A 22,458-nucleotide genomic window follows, 5' to 3' on the forward strand; every position below is an offset into this window, starting at 1 on the left:
CTAAACAAGATACCCCCACGCCCGGGGCGCAGGGGTATCGCAAATCAACATTTACTGGACGTTAGAGCCGACGACGCTATCCCAGCCGCCAACCACGGCGTCCTTGTTGCCCGCTTGCTCGTCGAGCGTCGGGAAATAGGCCTGATCATAGGCTTCTGCCGGCGGCAGCGCATCGAGCAGTTCCTGCGGCACCTTGCCCGCCTTGGACATGGCGGTGAAGCGCGCGGGGTGGCAATAGCCCTTCAGCCAGAGGTTCTGGCCTTCATCCGAATAGAGATATTCCATCCAGAGCTTGGCGGCGTTCGGGTGCGGCGCATGGGCCGAGATCCCCTGCACATAGACGCCTGCCAACACGCCCGATTTCGGCACCACAACCTCGACCGGCGGGTTGCCGTTGAGCGTGTCGCGCGCGGCCAAGGCGTTATAGTCCCACATGATGGTGATCGGGGTGGCCCCCTGTGCCAGCGTGCCCGCCTTGCCGATAACGGGGACGAAGTTGCCCGCATCGTTCATCTTCTTGAAGAACTCGAGACCCTTCTCGCCCGCTTCCTTACCTGCGGCACCACCTTCGGCCATACCGGCTGCCAGAACGGCGAGGATCGCCTGGTTCGAGGCACGCGGATCGCCCGCCAGCGCCACCGAGCCCGTATATTCGGGCTTCAGCAGGTCCGACCAGTCCTCGGGATTGGTGTCGATCAGGTCCTTATTGATCATGAAGGACATGACGCCGTAATAATCGCCATACCAGTAGCCATCGGCATCTTTGACCGCATCTGGGATCTCGTCCCAGGTCGAGACCTTATACGGCTGCAAGAGCCCCTCTTCCTTGGCTTGCGGACCGAAGGACAGACCCACATCCAGTACATCAGGGGCCTGCGGGCCGGTATTGCCTTTATTGGCGCGCACGGCTTCCAGCTCGTCTGCCGAGCCCGCATCGGGGTTCAGCTCGTTAACATTGATCTCGGGGTATTTCGCCTTGAAGCCCGCGATGACATCGCCATAGCCGCACCAGCTATGCGGCAGCGCGATGGTGGTCAGCATGCCTTCCTTCTTGGCTGCCGCTTCCAGTTCCGACAGGTCTTGCGCCTGAACCATTGCGGTGCTTGCCAGAAGCGCTGCGGCCCCTGCGAGCCATTTGATCGATTTAACCGTCACTCTTTTCTCTCCCCGAAATCGGTTTATGGCGCGATCCGCCGTGAGCTGGTGTTATGCCGTTTTTTTAACGCTCACATGACAGTCGGATCGTGCCTTAGTCTGTGATCAGCTTGCGTTGATCGGCGAGTCAAAAAAAGTAGTTCCGTCCGTTATCTCCCCCGACCGCACCATTTTTTCGGGAAATTGCGAAATATGGCGGCGGCGATTGACTATTAATTAGGCAAATATAAGGGGAGTGCAAAAGAAAACGGGGCCGAAGCCCCGCTTTCCGGTCAGTATCTCGCCTGAATCAGCCTTCGGCTTTTTCGTAGGCATTGATGATCTTGGCCACGAGATGGTGACGCACGACATCCTTGGAGGTGAAGTAGTTAAAGGAAATCCCGTCCACCCCGTTCAGAATGCGCTCGGCATCGGCAAGGCCAGAGGGCATGCCGCGCGGCAGGTCGACCTGAGACCGGTCGCCGGTGATCACCATGCGCGAGCCCTGGCCCAGACGGGTCAGGAACATCTTCATCTGCATGGTCGTGGCGTTCTGCGCCTCATCAAGCACCACGAAGGCATTCGAGAGCGTGCGCCCGCGCATGAAGGCCAGCGGTGCGATCTCGATGCGCTTGTCCTCCATGAGTTTCGCCAGCTGCTTTTGCGGCAGAAAGTCGTTGAGCGCGTCATAGAGCGGCTGCATGTAAGGGTCGACCTTGTCCTTCATGTCGCCAGGCAGGAAGCCCAGACGCTCGCCCGCCTCGACCGCCGGACGCGACAGCAGGATCTTGTCGACCTCGCCGGAGATCAGCATTGTCACACCGACCGCCACCGCCAGATAGGTCTTGCCGGTCCCTGCAGGGCCGATACCGAAGGCCATCTCGTTCTCGAAGAGGTTACGCACATAGGCTTTTTGCGCCTCGGTGCGGGGCTCGACCTGCTTCTTGCGGGTGCGGATCTCGTAATGCCCCTTGGCGAACATCTCCAGCTGGTCCTCGAAGCTCGTCGAACCCTGACCGAGCTCGGTTGCCCGTAGCGCCGCGTCGATATCGCCGGTTTCGATGGGTTTCTGGGCCTCTAACCGCTGGTAGAGATGCTGGAGCACCGCCGCCGCCTGGGCTTGGGCCTCGGGGGCACCTACAACGGCAAGCTGGTTGCCGCGCCGCAGGATATGCACCGCAAGGGCTTGTTCGACCTGTGCGAGATTGCGGTCAAACTCGCCGCAAAGGTCGATCAGAAGTTTATTATCAGGAAACTCGAGAAGTGTCTCGCGGGCATCCTGAGAGCTGGGCGGGGGGGTTATCGCACTAAAGCCCAAATACTACCTCCTGGCTGGATTCCTAATACATATCGTGCCCCCAAGATCAGGGTTACGCAAGTCTTGCTTTTTGCAGGCATCACCCGATGGCAGAAAATTTACCGTCCAGACAGAAAAAGAGCCGCGCGACTGATCGCACGGCTCCGGAAAACATGTCGTCTTTGGATCTCGGGCCGGTTGGCGCGAGAATCAGTAGCCCGGTGTCGGATCGGGAATATCGGAGCCCGATTTGAACGGACCAACGGCCGTGGCTGCAGGCCCCGCGCCCGAGCAGATCGGCTTGCCATAATCATCCAGACGCGCCGAGAGATACCCCTCCACACCGTCATCGATGATCCAGTGGTCACAGCCTTCGGGATCGATCCAGATACCGGCTTTCAGCTGGCTCAGATCTTTCGAGCCCCAGCCACGATCACGGCTTTTGTCGGGACCGACGGCGGTACAGGCACCCATCGCGCCCACAAGTCCCAGCAACACGAGTGTCTTGATGGCAGTCATGATACCGGCCCCTTATTTTACACAGATGATTTCGACACGACGGTTCTGCGCCATGCCTTCACGGGTCGCATTGGTCGATCGCGGTTGGCGCTCGCCATACCAGTTGACCGCCAGCACCGGCGCACCGACTTCCTGCGCAACACCTGCCACGGCTTCGGCACGGCGCTTGGAGAGCTTCATATTATACTCGTCCGAGGCGCGGCTATCGGTATGGCCGGTAATGATGAAGCTGCGCGCCTGCGCGGTGCGGAAGAAGTTGCGCAGATATTCCCGACCCGAAGCCGAGATCTGCGAGCGGTCGGTGGCAAAGAGCGTATCGGTCGGGATGATCCCGCAGACGTTACGGTGGCAGACCGGGCGACCGTCGCGCGTGATGCGGTTGTCCATATAGCCTTCCGCGCCATCATCCATGACCCAGTGCTCGCATCCGTCGGGGTCGATCCAGATGCCCGGAATATATTTCTCGGCGCGCGTCTGTTGTGCTTCGACCGGGGCAAAGCCGGAGGCGAAGACCATACCAGCTGCCATAGCGACGCCGAGCGCCGGCTTCATTTTCTGCAAGAGAGTGCCAATCACCGTCTCGTCCCCCAATATGCCATCGATGCCACGGGACTATCGTGCAAAGAGCGGCAAAGTCACTAATTCACGGCAGCTTAGCAAAAAAGTGACGCAATGGAAGCGTAAAGACGCGGCGCATTGGCGCAATTATGGAAACAGCCTGCATCCTGAGCGCAAATTGTTTCCCCTTACGTCATCTACCGCGAATCTGTCCAACGGGAGGAGCTGGATCAGATCAGCTCGCCTTCGAGCGAATTGGGACCAGCGCCGACAATCCGCACCCGCGCCAGCATCCCGGGCGCCAGACCCTCGCCCTTCACAAACACCGCCTGAAGATAGTCGGATTTGCCGATCCACTGGCCCTCCCAGCGGCCGGGCTTCTCGAAGAGCACCGTGCATTCGCGCCCCACCATCGCATCCTGCGTGGCACGCTGCTGGCTGATGGTCAGCTCCTGCAACCTGCGCAGCCGCGCCTCCGCCACCTCGGCAGGCACCGCATCCTTGCGTTCGGCCGCGGGCGTACCCGGGCGGGCGGAGTATTTGAATGTATAGGCCGCGCCATAGCCTACCTTGCGCACCAGCTCCATCGTCTCCTCGAAATCCGCATCGGTCTCGCCGGGGAATCCCACGATGAAATCGCCCGACAGCACCAGATCGGGACGCGCGGCACGGATACGCTCGATCAGGCGGATATACTCCGCCGCCGTATGTTTGCGGTTCATGGCCTTGAGGATGCGGTCCGAGCCCGATTGCACCGGCAGATGCAGATAGGGCATCAGCTTCGGCTCGTCGCCATGAGCAGCGATAAGATCATCTTCCATATCGTTGGGATGCGAGGTGGTGTAGCGGATACGGTCCAGCCCCTCGATTTTGGCCAGTGCGCGCACCAGACGCGCCAGCGACCATGTGCCATCTTCGCCCTCGCCGTGATAGGCGTTGACGTTCTGGCCCAGAAGCGTGATCTCGCGTACCCCCTTCTCGACCAGCTTGCGTGCCTCGCCCAGAATGCGCGCGGCAGGTCGCGAGACCTCGGCCCCGCGGGTATAGGGCACCACGCAGAAGGCGCAGAACTTGTCGCAGCCTTCTTGCACCGTCAGAAAGGCGCTGGGGCGCGCCTGCACGGGGCGTTCGGGCAGGTGCTCGAATTTATCCTCGACGGGAAAATCGGTATCCACCGGCTTCTTGCCCTGCTCCACCGCACGCGCCATCGCGGGCAGCTTGTGATAGCTTTGCGACCCCACGACCAGATCCACCAGCGGCATCCGGCGGCGGATCTCCTGTCCCTCGGCCTGCGCCACACAGCCCGCCACCCCGATCTTGAGATCGGGGTTCGCGTCCTTCAGCGGGCGCAGGCGGCCCAGCTCGTGATAGACCTTCTCGGCGGCTTTCTCGCGGATATGGCAGGTGTTGAGCAGCACCATATCGGCCTCTTCGGCCAGATCGGTCAGCACATAGCCCTCGGCCCCCATCGCCTCGGCCATCCGCTCGCTGTCATAGACATTCATCTGGCAACCATAGGTCTTGATATGCAGCTTTTTCAGAACCGGTACGGCGGCAGGGGCTGCGGCAGTCTCGGGCTTGGGGTCGGACATATCGGAAATCTCCTGGCGGACGGGCTTGGGGGATGGCGCAGCCTGCCCGATAGCCGAGATTGCCCTTTCGGGCAAGCATAGGGCCCGGAAAAGTGAATGCGCTTCCCCAAAACTAACCCTCTTCGCCGCCGTAACAGTGGTGCAAGAATGCCCCTCGGCCCCTGCATCGCGCGTCCGGTCTTGCATTCAGCTGCCGCATGGGAAAATCTCTTGGAAAAGGCCGGAAGATCCATGCAGTTCACCTCCCTCGAAGACTTTGCCAGCAAGGGCCAATCCCTGTTCGCCGCAGGGCCCGTCGCATTGATTCTCGTCGAGGATGAGGTCGAGCTGGAAAGCACCCTGCTCCACCATCTGGCTTGCGGCTTCGCGCAGGTCATCGCCTTCATGCCGGTAGGGCTCGCCCTGCCCGAGGCGCTGGAGACGCGCGTCCACCGCGTCGATCATGACACCCACGAACCGGGGGCAACGGTCGAGGCCGTCAATCTGGCGATCCGTCTGGCCCCGCCCAAGGTCTGGCTCTATTACTGCTATAACGCCGAATACCTGTTCTATCCCTTTAGCGAGACCCGTGGCGTGGGCGAGCTGTTGGCCTTCCATACCGAAGAGCGGCGGCCGGCGATGCTGACCTATGTCATCGATCTCTATACTGCCGATCTGGGCGCCCATCCAAACGGCGTCTGCCGCGAGGACGCCATGCTGGACCGCGCGGGCTATTACGCGCTGGCCCGCCCCGATCCGGCCAACGAGAACCGTGCCAAGGACCGGCAGCTCGACTTCTTCGGCGGGTTGCGCTGGCGGTTCGAGGAGCATGTCCGCGAGAGCCGCCGCAAGATCGACCGGATCGGGCTGTTCAGCGCAGCGCCGGGTCTGAAACTGCGGATGGACCACACCTTCAACGACGAAGAATACAACACCTATTCCTGCCCGTGGCACCATAACCTGACCGGCGCGATCCTGTCGTTCCGCGCGGCCAAGGCGCTGAAGACCAATCCCGGCTCGAGCTGGGCCATTCAGGATTTCCGCTGGTATAATGCCGTGCCCTTCCAGTGGAATTCGCGCCAGCTTCTGGATCTGGGCCTGATCGAACCGGGCCAGTGGTTCTGATCCGCCATTCTTCGGCTTCACGAAACACTGTCTGTTGTGATCCGTAGATTGCCCCTGCCCGCCCCGCATTAGATTGCCTCGGATGGCGCCTTGCTCCGGCGCGGTGCCACGACCCGAGTCTATGAATATGCGAAGAGGTATCATGTCTACTCCCCATGCGATCGTGGCCGGTGGCCTTGGCGTCATCGGGCGCAATCTGGTCACCTATCTGGCCGACACGCTTGGTTGGCGCGTCACAGCGATCTCCCGCCGCTCCCCCGATTTCGACACGAAAGCGACCTATGTCTCCGCAGACCTCCTCGATGAAACGGCTGCGGCGCGCGCGCTGGCGGAGGCGGGGCCCTTCACCCATGCCTTCTACGCCGCCTATCAGGAACATGACGACCCCAGAACGCAGGTCGAGGCGAACCTGACGATGCTGCAGAGCTTCGTCAAAGGGGTCGAGGCGGCCTCCCCCGATCTGGAACGCGTCGTGCTCTACGAGGGCGCCAAATATTACGGCGCGCATCTGGGGGCGTTCTCGACGCCCGCCCATGAGGATGATCCCCGCGTCATGCCGCCCATGTTCTATTATGACCAAGAGGACTGGCTGACGGGCTATGCAGAGGGCAAGTCATGGGACCGCGTCGTGCTGCGCCCGGATGTGGTCTGCGGCTTTGCCATCGGCAACCCGATGAACCTGTCGATGGTGATCGCGGTCTATGCGGCGATTTGCAAGGAACTGGGGCTGCCGCTGCGTTTTCCGGGCACGGCCACCTGTTATGGCAAGCTGGCACAAGTGACCGATGCGACGCAGCTTGCGCAAGGCTCGGCATGGGCCGCGACCGAGGCACCCAAGGGCGAATATAACCTCACCAATGGTGATATCTTCCGCTGGAACCACCTGTGGAAGCGCATCGCCAGACATCTCGATATGGATCCGGGCGAGCCGATGACGATCTCCCTTGCCGAGATGATGGCCGACAAGGGCCCGCTCTGGGACAGCATCCGCGAGAAATACGGTCTGGTCGATGTGCCCTTCGAGAAGCTCGCCGCATGGGGCTTTGGCGACTTCATTTTCAACTGCGATTGGGATGTCGTCTCGTCAACCACACGCATTCGTCAGGCAGGCTTTGGAACCACGGTGGACAGTTCTGCGATGTTCTTGAAACTGATTGACGAATTTCGTGAAAGGAAGGTTATCCCATGAGCACCCCCTCCCCCCGCCAAGCCAATTTCCGTGGCATCGAACATGTCGGCATCACCGTCCCCGACCACGCGCAGGCAGTGAAATTCTTCGAGGACGTTTTCGGCGCCGAAGTGATGTTCTCGCTGACCGACAAATCCCGCGATCCGCTCCCCGCAAGCGCGCTCGGCCCCAAGAACGGGCTGCGCTCGGGCCGCAAGATCGTGGCGGTCTCCACCATGCGCTTCGGCAATGGCGCCAATATGGAGATCTTCGAGATTGATCAGCCCGATGACCAGCCGCGCGACAATATCGCCAATCTGGGTATCAACCATATCAGCGTGACGGTCGACGATATCGACGCGGCCTCCGACGCCTTTGCCAAGGCGGGCGGTGAGCTGCTGGAAGGCCCCTATGATCTGAGCGATCAGGAAGAGGGTCGCGGCAATCGCGGGCGCTTCGGCTTTACCCCTTGGGGCATGCTGATCGAGTTCGAACAGCTTCCCGCGCCGATGTCCTATGACAACCCGCAGGCGTCCGAACGCCTGATCCCCGACCCCCGCAGAGCTACACAAGAGGTGTGAGATGAGTGATCTAACCGGCAAATCCGTTCTGGTCTTCGGGGGGTCTTCCGGCATCGGCTTCGGCGTGGCGGAGGCGGCTGTGAAGGCAGGTGCCAAAGTCACCATAGCCTCGCGCTCGCAAGACAAGATCGACGCGGCACTGGCCAAGCTGGAAGGGGCCGAGGGTGTCTCGCTCGATACCGGCGATGCCGAGGCGCTAGAGACCTTTTTCAAGGGTCACGACGCGTTCGACCATGTCTTCTGCTCGGCGGCCAGCACCAAGGTCTCTGCCGTGCGCGAGCTGCCGCTGGAAGATGCCTATGCCTCGGTAAATTCCAAATTCTGGGGTGCCTACCGCGTGACGAAATTCGCCAAGGTCAAAGAGGGCGGCTCGATCACGCTTGTCTCGGGCTTCCTGTCAGTGCGCCCCAAACCGGGCGCGGCCATCCAAGGCGCGATCAATGCGGGGCTCGAAGGGCTCACCCGCGGGCTGGCGCTGGAGCTTGCGCCCGTGCGCGTCAATTGCATCTCGCCCGGTCTTGTGATGACCGAGATGTATGACAGCCTCGAGGGCGATGGCCGTAAGAAGATGTTCGACAATGCCGCCGAGACGCTCCCTGTCGGGCAGGTCGGCAAACCCGAACATATCGCCATTCAGGCCATTGCCCTGATGGAGAACCCCTATATGACAGGCACCACCTCCTTTATCGATGGCGGTGGTCGCCTCGCGTAAAATCGGCGCTACAACAACGGCCTGTCTGCATGCGTGGGCAGGCTTTTAAATGCCATTCGGCCAAAAGGTAATTTCATGTCCGCATCTTCCACCCATGATACCGGCGCAGATCGTTCGGGCTTCGGCATGTTCGTGATTACCGCGCTGACCTTCTTCTTTGCCATGTCGGGCACCACTCTACCCACGCCGCTTTATACGATCTACACGCAGGAGCTGGACCTCTCGCAGGTCATGATCACGGTGATTTTCGCGGTCTATGCGGCAGGTGTGATCGCAGCGCTTCTCCTCACCGGACGCTGGTCGGACCAGATTGGCCGCAAACCGGTGCTTTACGCAGGTATCGCCTGCTCTGTCCTTGCCGATATCGTCTTCTGTCTGGCAGGAAATCTCTGGCTGATCCTGCTCGGGCGGGTGATCTCGGGCCTCTCGGCAGGGCTCTTCGCCTCCACCGCCACGGCGGCGGTGATGGATCTCGTGCCAAAAGGGCGCGAGAAGATGGGCGTGCTGACAGCCACTGCGGTGAATATGGGCGGGCTCGGGCTCGGACCGATCATGGCGGGCGCTGTGGCCGAGACCCTGCCCTATCCGCTGGTCACCCCCTATATCCTGCATCTGGTGCTGATCGCGCTGGCCACACTCCTTTATCTGCGCGTGCCGGAAAAGGTGCAGAAGGTCCGCTCGCCCGATCTTGCCCCGCAGAAACTGGCGCTACCCGAAGAGGTGCGCGCAGCCTTCGCCCCTGCGGCCATCGCCGCGATTGCAGGCTTCATGGTCTGCGGTTTCTACTCTGCGGTGATCCCGGGTTTCCTGTCGAAGGAAATGGGCCATGACAGCCATTTCCTGATCGGATTTGTGGCCGGTTTCCTGTTTCTGGCCTCCACGCTCGGTCAGATGATCGTGGACCGCCTGCCCGAAAAGATCCGCGCGCCATTGGGCTGTTTCGTGCTGGGGCTGGGGGCGGCGCTGATCGCATGGGCCTTCGATCTGCGCAGCCTGACCTTCCTGCTGGTCTCGACGCTGATTGCGGGGATCGGCCATGGGCTGGCCTTCCGCTCGGGGCTGGGCGCCATCGGTGCGGCCGCTCCCGAGGACCAGCGCGCGCGCGTCATCTCGCTCTATTTCGTGGTCAGCTATGTCTCGATCTCGGTGCCGGTGGTGCTGTTCGGGCTTCTGACCCTTGTCACGCCTCTGGCGCCTCTGAGCATCGGGTTTGCCATTCTTTCCGCAATCCTCTGCGGGGTGGCGCTGCTGTTGCTGCTGAAGCGCCGGTAAGAGGAACGGCGCAGGGCACTCCCTGCGCCGTTTCCCTATCAGCTGGCGGCGGGCATCAGCACGCCGTCGATCGCGTGGATCACACCATTGCTTTCCTCGATATCTGCCTTGGTGACCTCGACCATATCGCCGGCCGGATCCTCGATCATCACCTTGCCATCCTGTACCATCGCCTGCAGCGTGCAATCGCCCAGCGTCGGGATCTCGGCGGTGCCGTTATTGTCGTCGATCATCTTGGTCAGGGCGGCGGACATCACCTCCTTATCGACCACATGGCAGGTCAGGATGGAGGTCAGCTTGTCCTTGTTCTCGGGCTCGAGAAGCGTATCGACCGTGCCTTCGGGAAGGGCTGCAAAGGCTTCATCGGTGGGCGCGAACACGGTAAAGGGACCATCGCCATTGAGCGTCTCGGTCAGATCGGCTGCATCAACGGCAGCGGCAAGGGTCTTGAAATCATCGCTGGCGGCAGCGGCTTCGGCAATCGGTTTCTCGCCCATATGGTGGTCGGCAAAGGCGGCCGGTGCGAATATGGCAAGAGCGGCGGCGCTCGCGAGAGCGGTCGTTTTGATGGTCATTGATCGAACTCCTTTTGCAATAAAACACGTCTTTTCCCGACGCATATGGCAGTCACGAAGGGCGCGCGCAAAAGTTGCAAAGGCTGCACTTCACGATGCCTCGCGAGTGCGTGACAGGCTGGTTTCCTGATCGTGAAGCCGCGTGTATGGCAGGCCTGACGGAAGAAAAATATCTCCTCGTAACAAGCTCATACCCACCGCGCCGCAGGTTTGCCGGCGCGGGATATCGAAAGGAAATATCCGATGAGGAAGCCTGTTTTTCTGTCGCGCAGCCTCGGGCCGGCCATCGTGCTGGGCCTGAGTTGCACCGCAGCCATCGCGCAAGCGCAGGACGGCGCCCCGCCTCCCGACAGGCCGCATGACGGCCCCCCGCCCTACCGGATGCTCGATCACAACCATGATGGCCATGTGAGCATCCGCGAGTTCGATGATTTCTTCGCTCATCATCCGATGCCGCCGCGCGCGCGCGAGGATGCGCCGCCGCCGCGTGACCCGAACGCTCCGCCGCCCAAGAGGGATCACGAGGACAAAGCACCCTCGGGCAAGATGGTGGACCGTAACCATGATGGCCGGATCTCGCCGCATGAATATGACGCCTTTCTCAAGATGATGGCGCCGCCGCCGGAACGCTGACCCGAAAAGAAAAGGGGCGCGGAGATGACCTCCGCGCCCCTTTCTCATGATCTGGGGAGCCGCCGTCAGCAGGGCGACATGACCTTGCGGCGTTCCTCGGCGGCGTCAAAGCGGTCCAGCATCATCACCTTGTGCCATGCCTTGACGAAATCGCGCACCAGATAGGCCTCGCCATCATCGGCGGCATAATATTCGGCCAGCTGGCGCAGCTCGCTATTGGAGCCGAAGATCAGATCGCAGCGCGAGGCGGTATAGGATTTGCCTTCTCCCGAGCGCGGGCGGATATCGAACATCTGCTCGCCCTCCTGCGGATGCCAAGCGTAATCCATCGACACCAGCGTGCGGAAATAGTCATTGGTCAACTGACCCTTGCGCTCGGTGAAGATGCCCGTATCGCTCCCGTCGTAATTCTGGTCGAGCGCGCGCAGGCCACCGGCCAGAGCTGCCCATTCGGGGGCTGTCAACGCAAGCTTGGCCGCCTGATCGAGGAAGAGGTGCTCGGCAGGGATCTGGTAGCGGATGCCCGGATGCTGGTAATTGCGGAACCCGTCAACCACCGGCAGCAGCCAGTTGAAGCTCTCGGCATCTGTCCATTCCTCGCTCGCATCGGTCCGGCCTGCCACGAATGGCACGTCGACCTCGTAGCCCGCAGCTTTGGCCGCCGCCTCAACGCCTGCACAGCCGGCCAGCACGATGAGATCGGCCATCGACACCTTGGCCGCGCCCTTGGCGTCGAACTCGGCCTTTACGCCCTCGAGCGCTTCCAATACGCGGGAAAGCTGCGCGGGGTTGTTTACCGTCCAGTCCTTCTGCGGCGCCAGACGGATACGCGCGCCATTGGCACCGCCACGTTTATCGGTATCCCGATAGGTCGATGCCGATGCCCAAGCGGTCGCGATCAGCTCGCGCGGCGGAACGCCCGTGGCAAGGCAGGCCTCTTTCAGGCTAGCGATATCGGTGTCCGAAACCTGCGGATAATCGGCCTCCGGCGTCGGGTCCTGCCAGATGAAAGTGCCACCGATCTGCGGCCCCAGCCAGCGCGAGGTCGGGCCCAGATCGCGGTGGACCAGCTTGTGCCATGCTTTGGAAAACGCTTCGGTGAAATAGTCGAAATCCGACAGGAAGCGTTCGCAGATCTTGCGGTATTCGGGGTCGACCTTGAGCGCGAGATCCGAGGTCATCATCATCAGCGGGTTCATCTGGCCCTCGATATGCGCATCGGGCGTCTTGGGCGCATCGGGATCCTCGGGAGTCCACTGGACGGCACCAGCGGGTGATTTGACCTGTTTCCATTCGTATTTGAACAGGTTCTCCAGATAGGAATTGTCCCACATGGTCGGATCGGGCGTCCAGCTGCCCTCGATCCCGTTGGTCATGGTATATTGTGCAAATCCGAGACCTTTCGGGTTCTGCCAGCCCAACCCCTGAGCCTGAAGGGGCGCACCTTCGGGCGCGGGGCCGATCTCCTCGGCGCTCACCATCCCGTGCGATTTACCAAAAGCATGGCCGCCCGCGATCAGCGCCACGGTTTCCTCGTCATTCATCGCCATACGGGCGAAAGTCTCACGGATATCGCGTGCACTGTCCTGCGCATTGCCATTGCCGTTCGGGCCTTCGGGATCGACATAGATCAGTGCTTGATTGGCATTGGCGAGCGGGGCTTCAAGATCGTAGTGATCCTCTTGCACGTCACCTTCCCAGCGCAGATCGCGGGTGACCATCTGGTTCGGATGGCCTTCCATCGGGCCTTGCCCCACCTCGCTCGGGCGTTTGCCGTTCCAGCCCTCCGGGCCCCAATAGGTTGCGCGGTCGGCCTCCCATGCGTCAACGCGACCGAAGGCGAAGCCCTGGATCGGGAGGCCCATATCCTCGAGCGCGATGGTGCCGGCCAACATCATCAGATCGGCCCAGCTAAGCTTGGCGCCATATTTCTGTTTGATCGGCAGGAGAAGACGGCGCGATTTGTCGGTATTGCCGTTATCCCACCACGAGTTGATCGGCGCAAAGCGCTGCATCCCCTCGGCCGAGCCGCCGCGCCCGTCGGCAATCCGGTAGGTGCCGGCCGAGTGCCATGCCATGCGCACCATCTGCGGCCCGTAATGGCCATAATCGGAGGGCCACCACTCCTTTGAACTATGCAGCAGCGCGCGCACATCCGCCTTCAGCGCCTCGACATCCAGATCCTTGATCGCCTCGGCGTAATCATGGTTCGGGCCCAGCGGGCTGGCCTGCACGGGGTTCTGGTGCAGGATTTCGACCTTGAGCCGGTTGGGCCACCAGTGATCGAGCTGCGGTTCGGAGCCGGCTGCCCCCCCGATACGAGTTCCGCGGAACGGGCAGGCGCCCTGATTGGCGGCAGCGTGATCTTTCATGAATACTCTCCTTGGACGTGACTTGGGCGCCGACGCCTCCTCGCGTCCGTGCCTTGGCTCTCGCCCAACACCCGACGGAGCGATTGGTTTCATACCGAATGCGCGAAATCCCGTCATTTTCCTGTTCCGCTACGTCAGATCGGGGAACCCGCAGGCATAGACGGAAAAAGGACGGCCCGCGAGGACCGCCCTTCTTCACTGGAGATGCACATCTCCCGATGTGCGGGGGTTTGGGCCCGAGACCTTATTCGTCGCGGCCTTGGCCCAAATAGGGTGCCGGTTGCGGTGCAACAGATTGACGCGCATCGCCCGACAGAATGAATGCCGCATCCTGAGCATTGTCATTGCGCAGATTGCTATCCACGGTGACCAGTTCAGCCAGCGTATATTTGGCAGGATTTACGCCAAGCTGAGCGGCCAGCTGCGCTTTGCCGGGGGTGACTTCATGAGCCGGCGCTGCGGTGCGATTTTCATGTTCGATGAAATAATTCGCGGTGTTCGTGTCATTGTCGCGGCGGGCGTCCGCGATCGTCGTCAGTTCGGCAGTGGTGAATTGCGCCCCATCCAAATTCAGCTGCTGGGCCAGTTGTGCATGGCCTGCACCCTCTGCCGAGGCGATGCCTGCGCTTGCGGTAAGGGCTGCGATTGCGGCGATAATTGCGTTTTTCATGATCTATCTCCTAGTGTTGCATCTCGCCAGTGCCCCGCAGGGCTGTGTTACGATCTGCGTTTTGTCTTTCTGGAGATCTATCTAGGTATGTTCGTCGTAATTGGAAATATATAAAATTAGCACGCTAAACGTTTATATATGCACAAATCGATGTGGAACCCGAAATAAAAAAGGGTCTGCGAAATGGCAGACCCTTTAGAACACTCGCGACCGTTCTCAGGACATCGGCTGCTGCGGGATCACGCTGATCAGCTCGTCCGGCGCCGGCTCGTCCGCCGGTGCCAGCCTGTAGGCCTGATCGGACGAGACCGCCTGAGCAGGCTTTGCCGGCTCGAGCCGGATCACCTGCCCCGATGCCAACGACCGCTCGACCGCGTCCAGCACGCGCAGGTCGAGATAGCCCTCGCGGCCATCCGCTTCGGGACGTTGCTTTGTCAGGATGCAGTTCGAAAAATACTGCGTCTCGTTGCCGAACTGGTCCACGGGGTCGAAAGTATGCTCGGTCACCCCGTCCGCGCGCGTTTCTGTATAGGAGATCCCGACCTCGGGGCCGAACATGAAGCAAGGCGTGGCGTGGATGCTGGCCTTCGTGCCCACCAGCGTGAAGCTTTCCGATTTCTCCGTGGCATAGCTGCAGGTGAACTGCGCCACACGATTGCCCGAAAAGCCCAGCGTAACGGCCACGGTATCGTCAAAATTGAAGCCGCGGTCAGGGTCGCGGGTGCCGATCGCATAGACGCTGACAGGTTCCTCGCCAAAGAGGTTGCGCAGCGCGTTGAGCGGATAGGTCCCCATATCTGGCACGGGGCCCGCCCAGTAGCCATTATGGCCACGCGAATTGGCCTCGGCCACCTGCTGGGTGAAGGTCGAGGTGAAACTCATCAGCTTGCCGAAATCGCCACGGCGTGCGCGCGTGAACATCTCCACCGTCGCGGGCTCGTTATGCAGGCGATAGGCGATCATCAGATAGGCGTTCGAGCGCGCCTCCGCCTCGATGATCCGGCGCCCGTCCTCAAGGCTCGCGGCCATCGGTTTCTCGCAGAGCACATGGATACCTGCATTGAGCGCGCGGACCACATAATCGGTGTGCAGGAAATTGGGCGTCGCGACATAGACCGCGTCGATCTCGCCCGAGGCCAGAAGCGCGTCATATTCGTCATAGCGCCATGCCCTGATTCCGTAGAGCCCTGCCAGTTTCGAGGCTTTGGCGGGATCGCCGGTCACAAGGGCGACGAGTTCGGAATTATCGGTGCGCGAGATGCCCGGCATGAAAGCCTGTTGCGAGATCTGGCCTCCTGCGACGACGGCGTAACGGATCTTTTTGGTCATGATATCCTCCGATGAAATATGAAAATTACGGTCTCGGGGATGTAACGCACCAGCGCCGGTCTGGTTTTCTTCACGATGGCGTGCATGGGGTGCGGGTCAGGCGGCGACTGCCCGACCCAGAAGCCTCAGCTCATCCACTGGCCGCCATCGACATTATAGGTCTGCGAGACGATATAATCGGCATCCTTCGAGGCCAGAAACACCGCCATCCCCGCCAGATCGGCCGGTTCGGCATAACGCCCTGCGGGAACGCCCGCCTCGACCTCGGCCTTTTTCTGGCCAAGCGGCTTGCCTTCGAGCTTTGCGAACATCGCATCCACATGCGCCCAATGTTCGCCATTCACCACACCCGGTGCGATGGCATTGACGTTGATGCCATGTTTGATCAGGTTCAGACCCGCCGATTGGGTCATCGAGATGACGGCGGCCTTGGTCGAGCAATAGACGAGCACCAGCGCCTCGCCCCGACGTCCTGCCTGCGAGGCCATATTGATGATCTTGCCGCCATGTCCCTGCGCGATCATCTGCTTGGCTGCGGCCTGCATGGTGAACAGCGTCCCCGCCACATTGACGGCATAGAGCCTGTCATAGCTCTCGCGGGTGATATCGACCGTTTCGGCGGCATCAAAAAGCGCTGCGTTATTGATCAGGATATCGAGCTTGCCCGCGACTTCGACGACCCGCGCGATGCCGGCATCGATACTGTCCTGCGAGGTCACATCCAGCTCCACCGCATAGGCCTGCGGGCCCAGCTCGGCCGCGGTCGCCTCGGCGGCGGCAAGGTTGATATCGGCAATCGCGACCCGCGCGCCTTCACGGATATAGCTTTCGGCAAAACCGCGCCCGATGCCGCGGGCGGAGCCGGTGATCAGGGCAGATTTGCCCTCCAGTCGTTTCATGACTTTCTCCTCCATAGGGGGCGTTCCCCCCATCCGGCGCCACTGTGATCTGCTGTTCTGAAAATGACAACCGGACAAAGAAAAAGGCCGCCCTACAGGACAGCCTTTTTCGGTTCAGGCGGAGCGGATCACGCGCGGACGCGGCACCTGTCCCGTCAGACGGTGATAGAGATGTGTGAAGGTCGCAGCCCCCAGCACCGGCACCACAAGGTTGACGACCGGGATGGTCAGGACCACCGCCATCAGCGCGCCGGTCGTCCAGATCATCCAGCGATGCTTGTAATAGAGCGCCTGCACCTGCTCTTTCTGGATGCGGCGTTGCGCAGCCATCTGGAAATATTCCCGCCCCAGCAGATAGCCGTTGAGCCCGAAGAACAGCAAAGGCGCCACCGGCAGGATGAAGAAATAGACCGTGAAAGCGATGAGATTCGCCACGATCACCACGCCAAGGAACCGCAGGCTCTCGGCAATGGTCTCGGCCAGCGTGAAGGTGCGGATCTGCGGCAGATCGGGGTAATGCTCGCCCTCGACCATCGCCGCGACGTCTTCCAGAAACAGACCCGTGAAAGCCGAGGCCACAGGGATCATCAGGAAGATCGACAGAACCATCATCAGCCCGATGGTCGCAAGCGAGGCGATATCATCCACGAAACCGATGTGATACTGCGTGAAGGGCAGCGTGAAATCATCGGGCGTGATCGCGCCCACGCCCCATGTGAACAGCACGGTCACAAGTAGCAAAAGCCCGACCGACAATCCGACCCCCAGCGCGAGGATCTTCAGGGCACCGGGGCGGAACACATCCTCTATCGCACGGGCGATGGACGAAAAGATCATGCGTCTGCGTCCTTATTCGGTCACGAATGTGGTGATGCGTGCCAGATCGGGGCGCGGACGGTCGGGCGGCGTGACGCCTTCAGTGCCGATATGGACAAAGCCCGCGACCCATTCGCTCTCTGCCAGATCCAGCGCCTCGCGCCCGAAATCCGCGTTATGGGCGGCCCAGCCCGAGAGCCAGCTTGCCCCCCAGCCTGATGCCAGCGCCGCCGAGAGAAGCCCGTAGCAGACAGCGCCCGCCGAGAGTGTCTGCTCGATCAGAGGGATCTTGGGGCTATCCACGGGGGCGCTGATGACGGCCACGCAGAGATGGCTGTCCTCGAACTGCTTGGCGGCCTTCTCGATATCGACGCCGGTCAGCCCGTCGGCTGCGGCGCCCTCGGTTGCAGCCTTTGCCAGACGCTCGAGCGCGGAGCGGCGCAGCACTATGAAACGCCACGGCTCGAGTTTGCCGTGATCGGGGGAGCGGGCCGCGATTTCCAGCATCGGCATCAGGGCGCCATCATCGGGGACCGGCGTTACCAGCGTCTTGGCCGGACGCGAGCGACGGGTCTTCATGAACTCCAGCACTTGCGGATGTTCGATTGCAGCGTTGATTGTTGCCTCTGATACGGTCATTCACGGGCCTCCTGTCCTGATCCGCCCAGATATCGTCAGCTTTGTTGCCAAATTCAACCATCTGCGGGCTGCTGTTCGTCCGGCAGGTCCGAAAAGCGGTGCGGGCTGTTGCGCTTGTTGACGGCTTCGTGCTCTATGGTGAAGAGCAATTGAGACAACCAAGGTCAGGCATAGTGAGTATTTCCCAACGGTCTGCATGGCGCCGCACTCTTCTGGCCGCGCTTCTGTGTGGCGCGAGTTTCCCTGTCTGGGCACAGGATGGCAGCGACATTACCTATAGCCAGCCCCAAGCGCCCTCGCTGAACATGTATGGCGTGCCGGGCGTGCTGGATATGCCCTCCGTAGAGATGCTCCCTGACGGGCAGGCGGCCTTCAGCTATTCCTATGCGGGCGGAATATCGCGCTATAACATGACCTTCCAGGCGTTTCCCTGGCTGTCTGCGACCTTCCGCTATAGCGGGATCGAGGACCTCGATCTCTACGGGTTCGACACCTATTACGACCGCAGCTTCGATCTGCGCCTGCGCCTTCTGAAGGAGGGCCATTATGCGCCCGCCGTCACGCTGGGACTGCAGGACATCGCGGGCACCGGTCTGAACGCGTCGGAATATATCGTGGCGGGCAAGCATTTCACCACGCCGGGGCTTTCGCCCTCGGGCGAGGGTCAACTGCATGTGACCGCGGGTCTGGGTTGGGGACGTCTGGGCTCGATGGGAGCCTTCACCTCGACCGGCAGCCGCCCCTCCTATGACAGCTCTTCCTCGGGCGGCCAGCTCTCGGCCGACCAGTGGTTCCGCGGAGATGTGGCGCCTTTTGCAGGGATCGAGTGGGATAGCGGGCAGAACTGGAGCCTGAAGGCCGAATATTCCTCGGATGCCTATGTGACCGAGACAGAGAAGTCGGATGTGTTCGAGCGCAAGAGTTCGTTCAATTTCGGCGCCGAATATCAGGTCTCCGATACAACCCGCATCGGGGCCTATTACCTCTACGGCTCGATCGTGGGCGTGAGCGCGCAATTCCAGCTCAATCCGCGCCACGAGATCACGCCGCTGGTGATCGCCGCCCCCGATCCGGTGCCGCCGCGCCGCGACTGGGCAGAGAAATCGGACTGGGATCCGTCTTGGGCGCAGAGCGAGACCTCGCGCAGCAAGCTGTTTGAAGACCTGAAGACGGCGCTGGCCGATGACGGCATCCTGATTGAATCGCTGACCCTTCATGCGCGCTCCGTCGATATCCGCTATCGCAACCCGCGCTATCAGGCCGATACACTGGCCGTGGGCCGGATCGCGCGCGTCCTCGCCCGCTATCTGCCCGCTACGGTCGAGACCTTCCGCATTGTGCCGATAGTCGACGGAATGGCCGCCTCGGCGGTCACGATCAGCCGCACGACGCTGGAGGATACCGAATATCTGCCGGACGCGACCGATGCGGTCTGGGCGGGTGCGACCGTAGGCGATGCGCCTGCCGTCGGTGCCGATGCGCAGATCAATGGCGATCTCTATCCGAAATTCTCGTGGGCGCTCACGCCCTATACCAAGACCTCCTATTTCGATCCGTCGGAACCGTTCCGATTGGATGTGGGCGCACAACTTGCCGCGACATGGCAGTTCTCGCAGGGCTGGAAACTGGCAGGGGCCGTGCGCCAGCGCGTCTGGGGCAACATCAAGGACGGACGTCTCTCGAACTCCGTGCTGCCACATGTGCGCACCGACCAGACCGCCTATGCGCAGGAAGATACGACCCTCAAGAACCTCTATCTCCAGCATAACTGGAAGATGGCCCCCGATATCTACGCCCGTGCGAGCGCCGGTCTCTTCGAGGAGATGTATGGCGGGATCTCGGGCGAGGTGCTCTGGAAGCAGGCGGATAACCCGCTCGCCTTCGGGGCGGAGCTGAATTACGTCAAACAGCGCGACTATGACCAGCTTTTCGATTTCCGCGATTATGATGTCGTGACCGGCCATGTCTCGGCCTATTACCGCTTCGAGGACTATCTGCTGGAAGTCGATGCGGGGCGTTATCTGGCGGGCGATTACGGTGCGACCGTCTCACTGGACCGCATCTTCGACAATGGCTGGTCGGTCGGCGCATTTGCCACCGTTACCGATGTCTCCTCCGAGGAATTCGGCGAGGGCTCCTTCGACAAGGGCGTGCGCTTCAGCGTTCCGATCGCATGGCTCACCGGCGATCCCAACCGCAGCAGCTATGGCATGACGATCCGCCCGACCCAACGTGATGGCGGCCAGCGGGTCTATGTGCCCGGCCGGCTCTATGAAGACATCCGCGGCAAGGACAATACCAGCCTGACGCAACAGAAAGCAGGGTTCTGGCAATGAAGACCTCCGTCGTTCTCTCCGCGGCCCTCTTGAGCATTCTGGCCGCCTGTTCATCGGGGGTCGAGGCCCCCAATAGTCAGGAAGTCGTGGCCAGGACCGTCGTGGCCGCGCTCAAGCAGTCGCGCCAGAAACCGGCTCCGCAGATGAGCCGCGCGCAGCTCGAACAGCTGGGCGTGCCGGTCATGGAGGTCAGCGTCGAACGTATTGGCGCGACCGGCTATCTGGTCCCCGAGACCGAGCAGAGTGATTCGCTTGGTCGGAGCAAAACTTGGCAAAGTTCCGATAACGGCAGCTTTACTTTCCGGCAGGGTGTGCTCATTGCGTCACGCGGTTTCGGCTTCGATCTCCTCTCCGCATCGGCTCCCGTCAGCAAGGGACAGGCGATGGGTCCGGCCAGTTCCGCGAGCCGCCACTATGTGACGCGCGCGGGCGACTACTCGGAAAACAAACTGGATCTCACCTGCACATTGGGCACAACAGGGCACGAGACCATTGAAATTCTTGGAAAATCACATGCTACACGGCATCTGATCGAGGCCTGCACCTCGCCCGAGGGCAACAAGGTCAGCAATGATTACTGGATCGGTCTGCAGGACGGGGTGATGTGGCAGTCGCGCCAATGGGCGGGTCCGCGTATGGGCTATGTCAGGTTCCGTCAGATCGTGAACTAATCGATAAAATAACTTTCAAGGCAATTTTTCTGCGCTCGCGAAAAAGAAATTGAAAGTGAACAACCGCCTGCTAAGTTGAAATCTAATAGCTGTCCCCTATTGGAGTTTTGTAATGAAGAAAGTACTCGCGGCTCTCGCCCTGATCACTGCTGCTTCCGCAGCAAACGCACAAGCACCCGGCCCGACCAGCCTTCCTGGCCCGCTTGCTGGTGCAGGCACCGGCATCATCGTTGCCGGCACCATGGTGACCATCGTTGCAATCAGCATCGCAGTGGCGGCAAACGACGATTCGTCGGACACCACCACCACCCCGGATACCTGATCCGGACATGCCGCATCGGGCTTTCCGATCGCAGGCATATCGATACAGAAAACCCGGCCTCGCGGCCGGGTTTTTGCGTTCAGCCGTCCGGCGTTGTTCTGCCACGACCCGCAGGGAATATCCCTGACCGGACCATCACGAAACTGTCAAAGGCGCCGCTGCACCGAGCCGCCAGCGACGCAATGCGGCGGCGTGGTGGCGCCATGCCCTGCGGCGCCCGAATATTGCATTTTGAAAGAAAATGCGCAGCCCCCTCAAATCACAGGATAAACCATTGGCAATCCGGCGCGCGATACGCATGGATCGCATGCGGAGAGGTCAGGGCTGCGGTTTTGCACCGCCAGTTGATGCCAAACAGGCGGCATGATCTACATTGGGCAGGAGGCCGCGCCATCGCGCGGAAGAGCCGAGAAAGAGGAGAGGAACATGACGAATTTGCAGCACAAGCCCTTCGGAACCCGCGGGAAGGTACATGAGATTACCCCTGCGCTGGCCGGTTGGCGCTATGTGGGATTTTCGCTCTATAAACTGAAAGCGGGCGACACGGCGGCAGAGGCCACGGGGTCGAACGAGGTCATTCTCGTGATGGTCGAGGGCAAGGCCGCGATCAAGGGTGCGGGCAAGGATTGGGGTGTGCTGGGCGAGCGGATGAATGTCTTCGAGAAGACCCCGCCGCATTGCCTCTATTTGCCGAACGGCACCGATTGGGAGGCTGTCGCCGAGACCGACTGCACCATCGCGGTCTGCCTTGCCCCCGGCAAGGGCGGCCACGAGGCGCGCAAGATCGGCCCCGACAATATTACCCTGACCCAGCGCGGCGAGGGCTCGAACGAGCGCCATATCAACAATATCGCCATGGAAGCCGAGGATTACTGCGACAGCCTGCTGGTGACCGAGGTCTTCACCCCCGCAGGTAACTGGTCGTCCTTCCCGAGCCACCGCCATGACGAGGATGATTTCCCGCGTGTGACCTATCTCGAAGAGACCTATTACCACCGCATCAACCCCGGTCAGGGCTGGGGCATCCAGCGCGTCTATACCGATGATGGCTCGCTCGACGAGGTGATGGCGGTCAAGGATGGCGATGTCGTTTGTGTGCCGCGCGGACACCATCCTTGTGGCGCACCGCACGGGTTCGAAATGTATTATCTCAACGTGATGGCTGGCCCGCGCCGCGCTTGGCGTTTTGTGCCCGCCCCCGAGGTGGAACACTTGTTCTGACAGGAAAATAAGCCTAGTTAGCTTGTAACGTCAGGCCG

The 22,458-nt window shown here is 61.1% G+C and carries 22 protein-coding genes; 10 read left to right on the forward strand and 12 right to left on the reverse strand.

Annotated features, from left to right (window positions below):
• Nucleotides 1-51: 51 nt before the first annotated feature.
• The 5 genes from ABEB22_RS14940 to miaB form a co-directional block, all read right to left on the reverse strand.
• Nucleotides 52-1,095: an ABC transporter substrate-binding protein gene (locus tag ABEB22_RS14940; RefSeq protein WP_349295821.1), complete on the reverse strand. Its 1,044-nt coding sequence runs from the start codon at nt 1,093-1,095 to the stop codon at nt 52-54.
• A 349-nt stretch (nt 1,096-1,444) separates the two neighbouring features.
• Nucleotides 1,445-2,452 carry a PhoH family protein gene (locus ABEB22_RS14945; protein ID WP_349295746.1) on the reverse strand — a complete coding sequence of 336 codons (1,008 nt, stop codon included), beginning with the start codon at nt 2,450-2,452 and terminating at the stop codon, nt 1,445-1,447.
• 189 nt (nt 2,453-2,641) lie between these two features.
• Nucleotides 2,642-2,950, reverse strand: coding sequence for a hypothetical protein (locus ABEB22_RS14950; protein ID WP_330629281.1), 309 nt, complete (start codon nt 2,948-2,950; stop codon nt 2,642-2,644).
• Between the two features lie 12 nt (nt 2,951-2,962).
• Entirely contained in the window at nt 2,963-3,466 is a 504-nt protein-coding gene (locus ABEB22_RS14955; RefSeq protein ID WP_339115107.1) for an OmpA family protein, read from the reverse strand.
• Between the two features lie 272 nt (nt 3,467-3,738).
• Nucleotides 3,739-5,100, reverse strand: coding sequence for a tRNA (N6-isopentenyl adenosine(37)-C2)-methylthiotransferase MiaB (gene miaB, locus ABEB22_RS14960; RefSeq protein ID WP_349295748.1), 1,362 nt, complete (start codon nt 5,098-5,100; stop codon nt 3,739-3,741).
• Nucleotides 5,101-5,331: 231 nt separating this feature from the next.
• On the opposite strand from miaB, the gene ABEB22_RS14965 reads away from it, so the two are divergent.
• From ABEB22_RS14965 to ABEB22_RS14985, 5 genes are all read left to right on the forward strand, one after another.
• On the forward strand, nt 5,332-6,204 hold the full coding sequence (locus ABEB22_RS14965) for a hypothetical protein (RefSeq protein ID WP_339115046.1): 873 nt from the start codon (nt 5,332-5,334) through the stop codon (nt 6,202-6,204).
• A 142-nt stretch (nt 6,205-6,346) separates the two neighbouring features.
• On the forward strand, nt 6,347-7,393 hold the full coding sequence (locus ABEB22_RS14970) for an SDR family oxidoreductase (protein ID WP_349295749.1): 1,047 nt from the start codon (nt 6,347-6,349) through the stop codon (nt 7,391-7,393).
• Nucleotides 7,390-7,953 carry a VOC family protein gene (locus ABEB22_RS14975; protein WP_349295750.1) on the forward strand — a complete coding sequence of 188 codons (564 nt, stop codon included), beginning with the start codon at nt 7,390-7,392 and terminating at the stop codon, nt 7,951-7,953. The genes ABEB22_RS14970 and ABEB22_RS14975 overlap by 4 nt, the downstream gene beginning before the upstream one ends.
• Before the next feature lies 1 nt (nt 7,954).
• On the forward strand, nt 7,955-8,665 hold the full coding sequence (locus ABEB22_RS14980) for an SDR family oxidoreductase (RefSeq protein ID WP_339115049.1): 711 nt from the start codon (nt 7,955-7,957) through the stop codon (nt 8,663-8,665).
• 75 nt (nt 8,666-8,740) lie between these two features.
• Entirely contained in the window at nt 8,741-9,937 is a 1,197-nt protein-coding gene (locus ABEB22_RS14985) for an MFS transporter (RefSeq protein WP_349295751.1), read from the forward strand.
• Between the two features lie 38 nt (nt 9,938-9,975).
• Here ABEB22_RS14985 and ABEB22_RS14990 read toward each other — a convergent pair whose 3' ends face one another.
• Nucleotides 9,976-10,512, reverse strand: coding sequence for a fasciclin domain-containing protein (locus tag ABEB22_RS14990; protein WP_349295752.1), 537 nt, complete (start codon nt 10,510-10,512; stop codon nt 9,976-9,978).
• Nucleotides 10,513-10,755: 243 nt separating this feature from the next.
• Here ABEB22_RS14990 and ABEB22_RS14995 point away from each other — a divergent pair, with 243 nt between their 5' ends.
• Nucleotides 10,756-11,145 (forward strand): hypothetical protein, encoded by a 390-nt coding sequence (locus tag ABEB22_RS14995; protein ID WP_349295753.1) that lies wholly within the window; start codon nt 10,756-10,758, stop codon nt 11,143-11,145.
• Nucleotides 11,146-11,210: 65 nt separating this feature from the next.
• On the opposite strand, the gene katG is transcribed toward ABEB22_RS14995, so the two are convergent.
• The 6 genes from katG to ABEB22_RS15025 form a co-directional block, all read right to left on the reverse strand.
• Entirely contained in the window at nt 11,211-13,517 is a 2,307-nt protein-coding gene (gene katG / locus ABEB22_RS15000) for a catalase/peroxidase HPI (protein ID WP_349295754.1), read from the reverse strand.
• A gap of 244 nt (nt 13,518-13,761) precedes the next feature.
• Complete coding sequence (locus tag ABEB22_RS15005; protein WP_339115054.1) at nt 13,762-14,187, reverse strand: hypothetical protein; 426 nt, start codon at nt 14,185-14,187, stop codon at nt 13,762-13,764.
• A 216-nt stretch (nt 14,188-14,403) separates the two neighbouring features.
• Complete coding sequence (locus ABEB22_RS15010) at nt 14,404-15,516, reverse strand: Gfo/Idh/MocA family oxidoreductase (RefSeq protein WP_349295755.1); 1,113 nt, start codon at nt 15,514-15,516, stop codon at nt 14,404-14,406.
• A 125-nt stretch (nt 15,517-15,641) separates the two neighbouring features.
• On the reverse strand, nt 15,642-16,415 hold the full coding sequence (locus ABEB22_RS15015) for an L-iditol 2-dehydrogenase (RefSeq protein WP_349295756.1): 774 nt from the start codon (nt 16,413-16,415) through the stop codon (nt 15,642-15,644).
• A gap of 114 nt (nt 16,416-16,529) precedes the next feature.
• Complete coding sequence (locus tag ABEB22_RS15020) at nt 16,530-17,252, reverse strand: EI24 domain-containing protein (RefSeq protein ID WP_349295757.1); 723 nt, start codon at nt 17,250-17,252, stop codon at nt 16,530-16,532.
• A gap of 12 nt (nt 17,253-17,264) precedes the next feature.
• Nucleotides 17,265-17,870, reverse strand: coding sequence for a nitroreductase (locus ABEB22_RS15025; RefSeq protein WP_339115058.1), 606 nt, complete (start codon nt 17,868-17,870; stop codon nt 17,265-17,267).
• 173 nt (nt 17,871-18,043) lie between these two features.
• Here ABEB22_RS15025 and ABEB22_RS15030 point away from each other — a divergent pair, with 173 nt between their 5' ends.
• The 4 genes from ABEB22_RS15030 (at nt 18,044) to iolB (ending at nt 22,420) form a co-directional block, all read left to right on the forward strand.
• Entirely contained in the window at nt 18,044-20,206 is a 2,163-nt protein-coding gene (locus ABEB22_RS15030) for a YjbH domain-containing protein (RefSeq protein WP_349295758.1), read from the forward strand.
• Nucleotides 20,203-20,877, forward strand: coding sequence for a YjbF family lipoprotein (locus ABEB22_RS15035; protein WP_349295759.1), 675 nt, complete (start codon nt 20,203-20,205; stop codon nt 20,875-20,877). Before ABEB22_RS15030 ends, ABEB22_RS15035 begins: the two co-directional genes overlap by 4 nt.
• Nucleotides 20,878-20,989: 112 nt before the next feature.
• Nucleotides 20,990-21,199 carry a hypothetical protein gene (locus tag ABEB22_RS15040; protein ID WP_349295760.1) on the forward strand — a complete coding sequence of 70 codons (210 nt, stop codon included), beginning with the start codon at nt 20,990-20,992 and terminating at the stop codon, nt 21,197-21,199.
• A gap of 426 nt (nt 21,200-21,625) precedes the next feature.
• Nucleotides 21,626-22,420: a 5-deoxy-glucuronate isomerase gene (gene iolB / locus ABEB22_RS15045; protein WP_339115062.1), complete on the forward strand. Its 795-nt coding sequence runs from the start codon at nt 21,626-21,628 to the stop codon at nt 22,418-22,420.
• The last annotated feature ends 38 nt before the right edge of the window (nt 22,421-22,458 follow it).

The sequence above is a fragment of the Thioclava sp. 'Guangxiensis' genome (assembly GCF_045348365.1).
Lineage (GTDB): Bacteria > Pseudomonadota > Alphaproteobacteria > Rhodobacterales > Rhodobacteraceae > Thioclava > Thioclava kandeliae.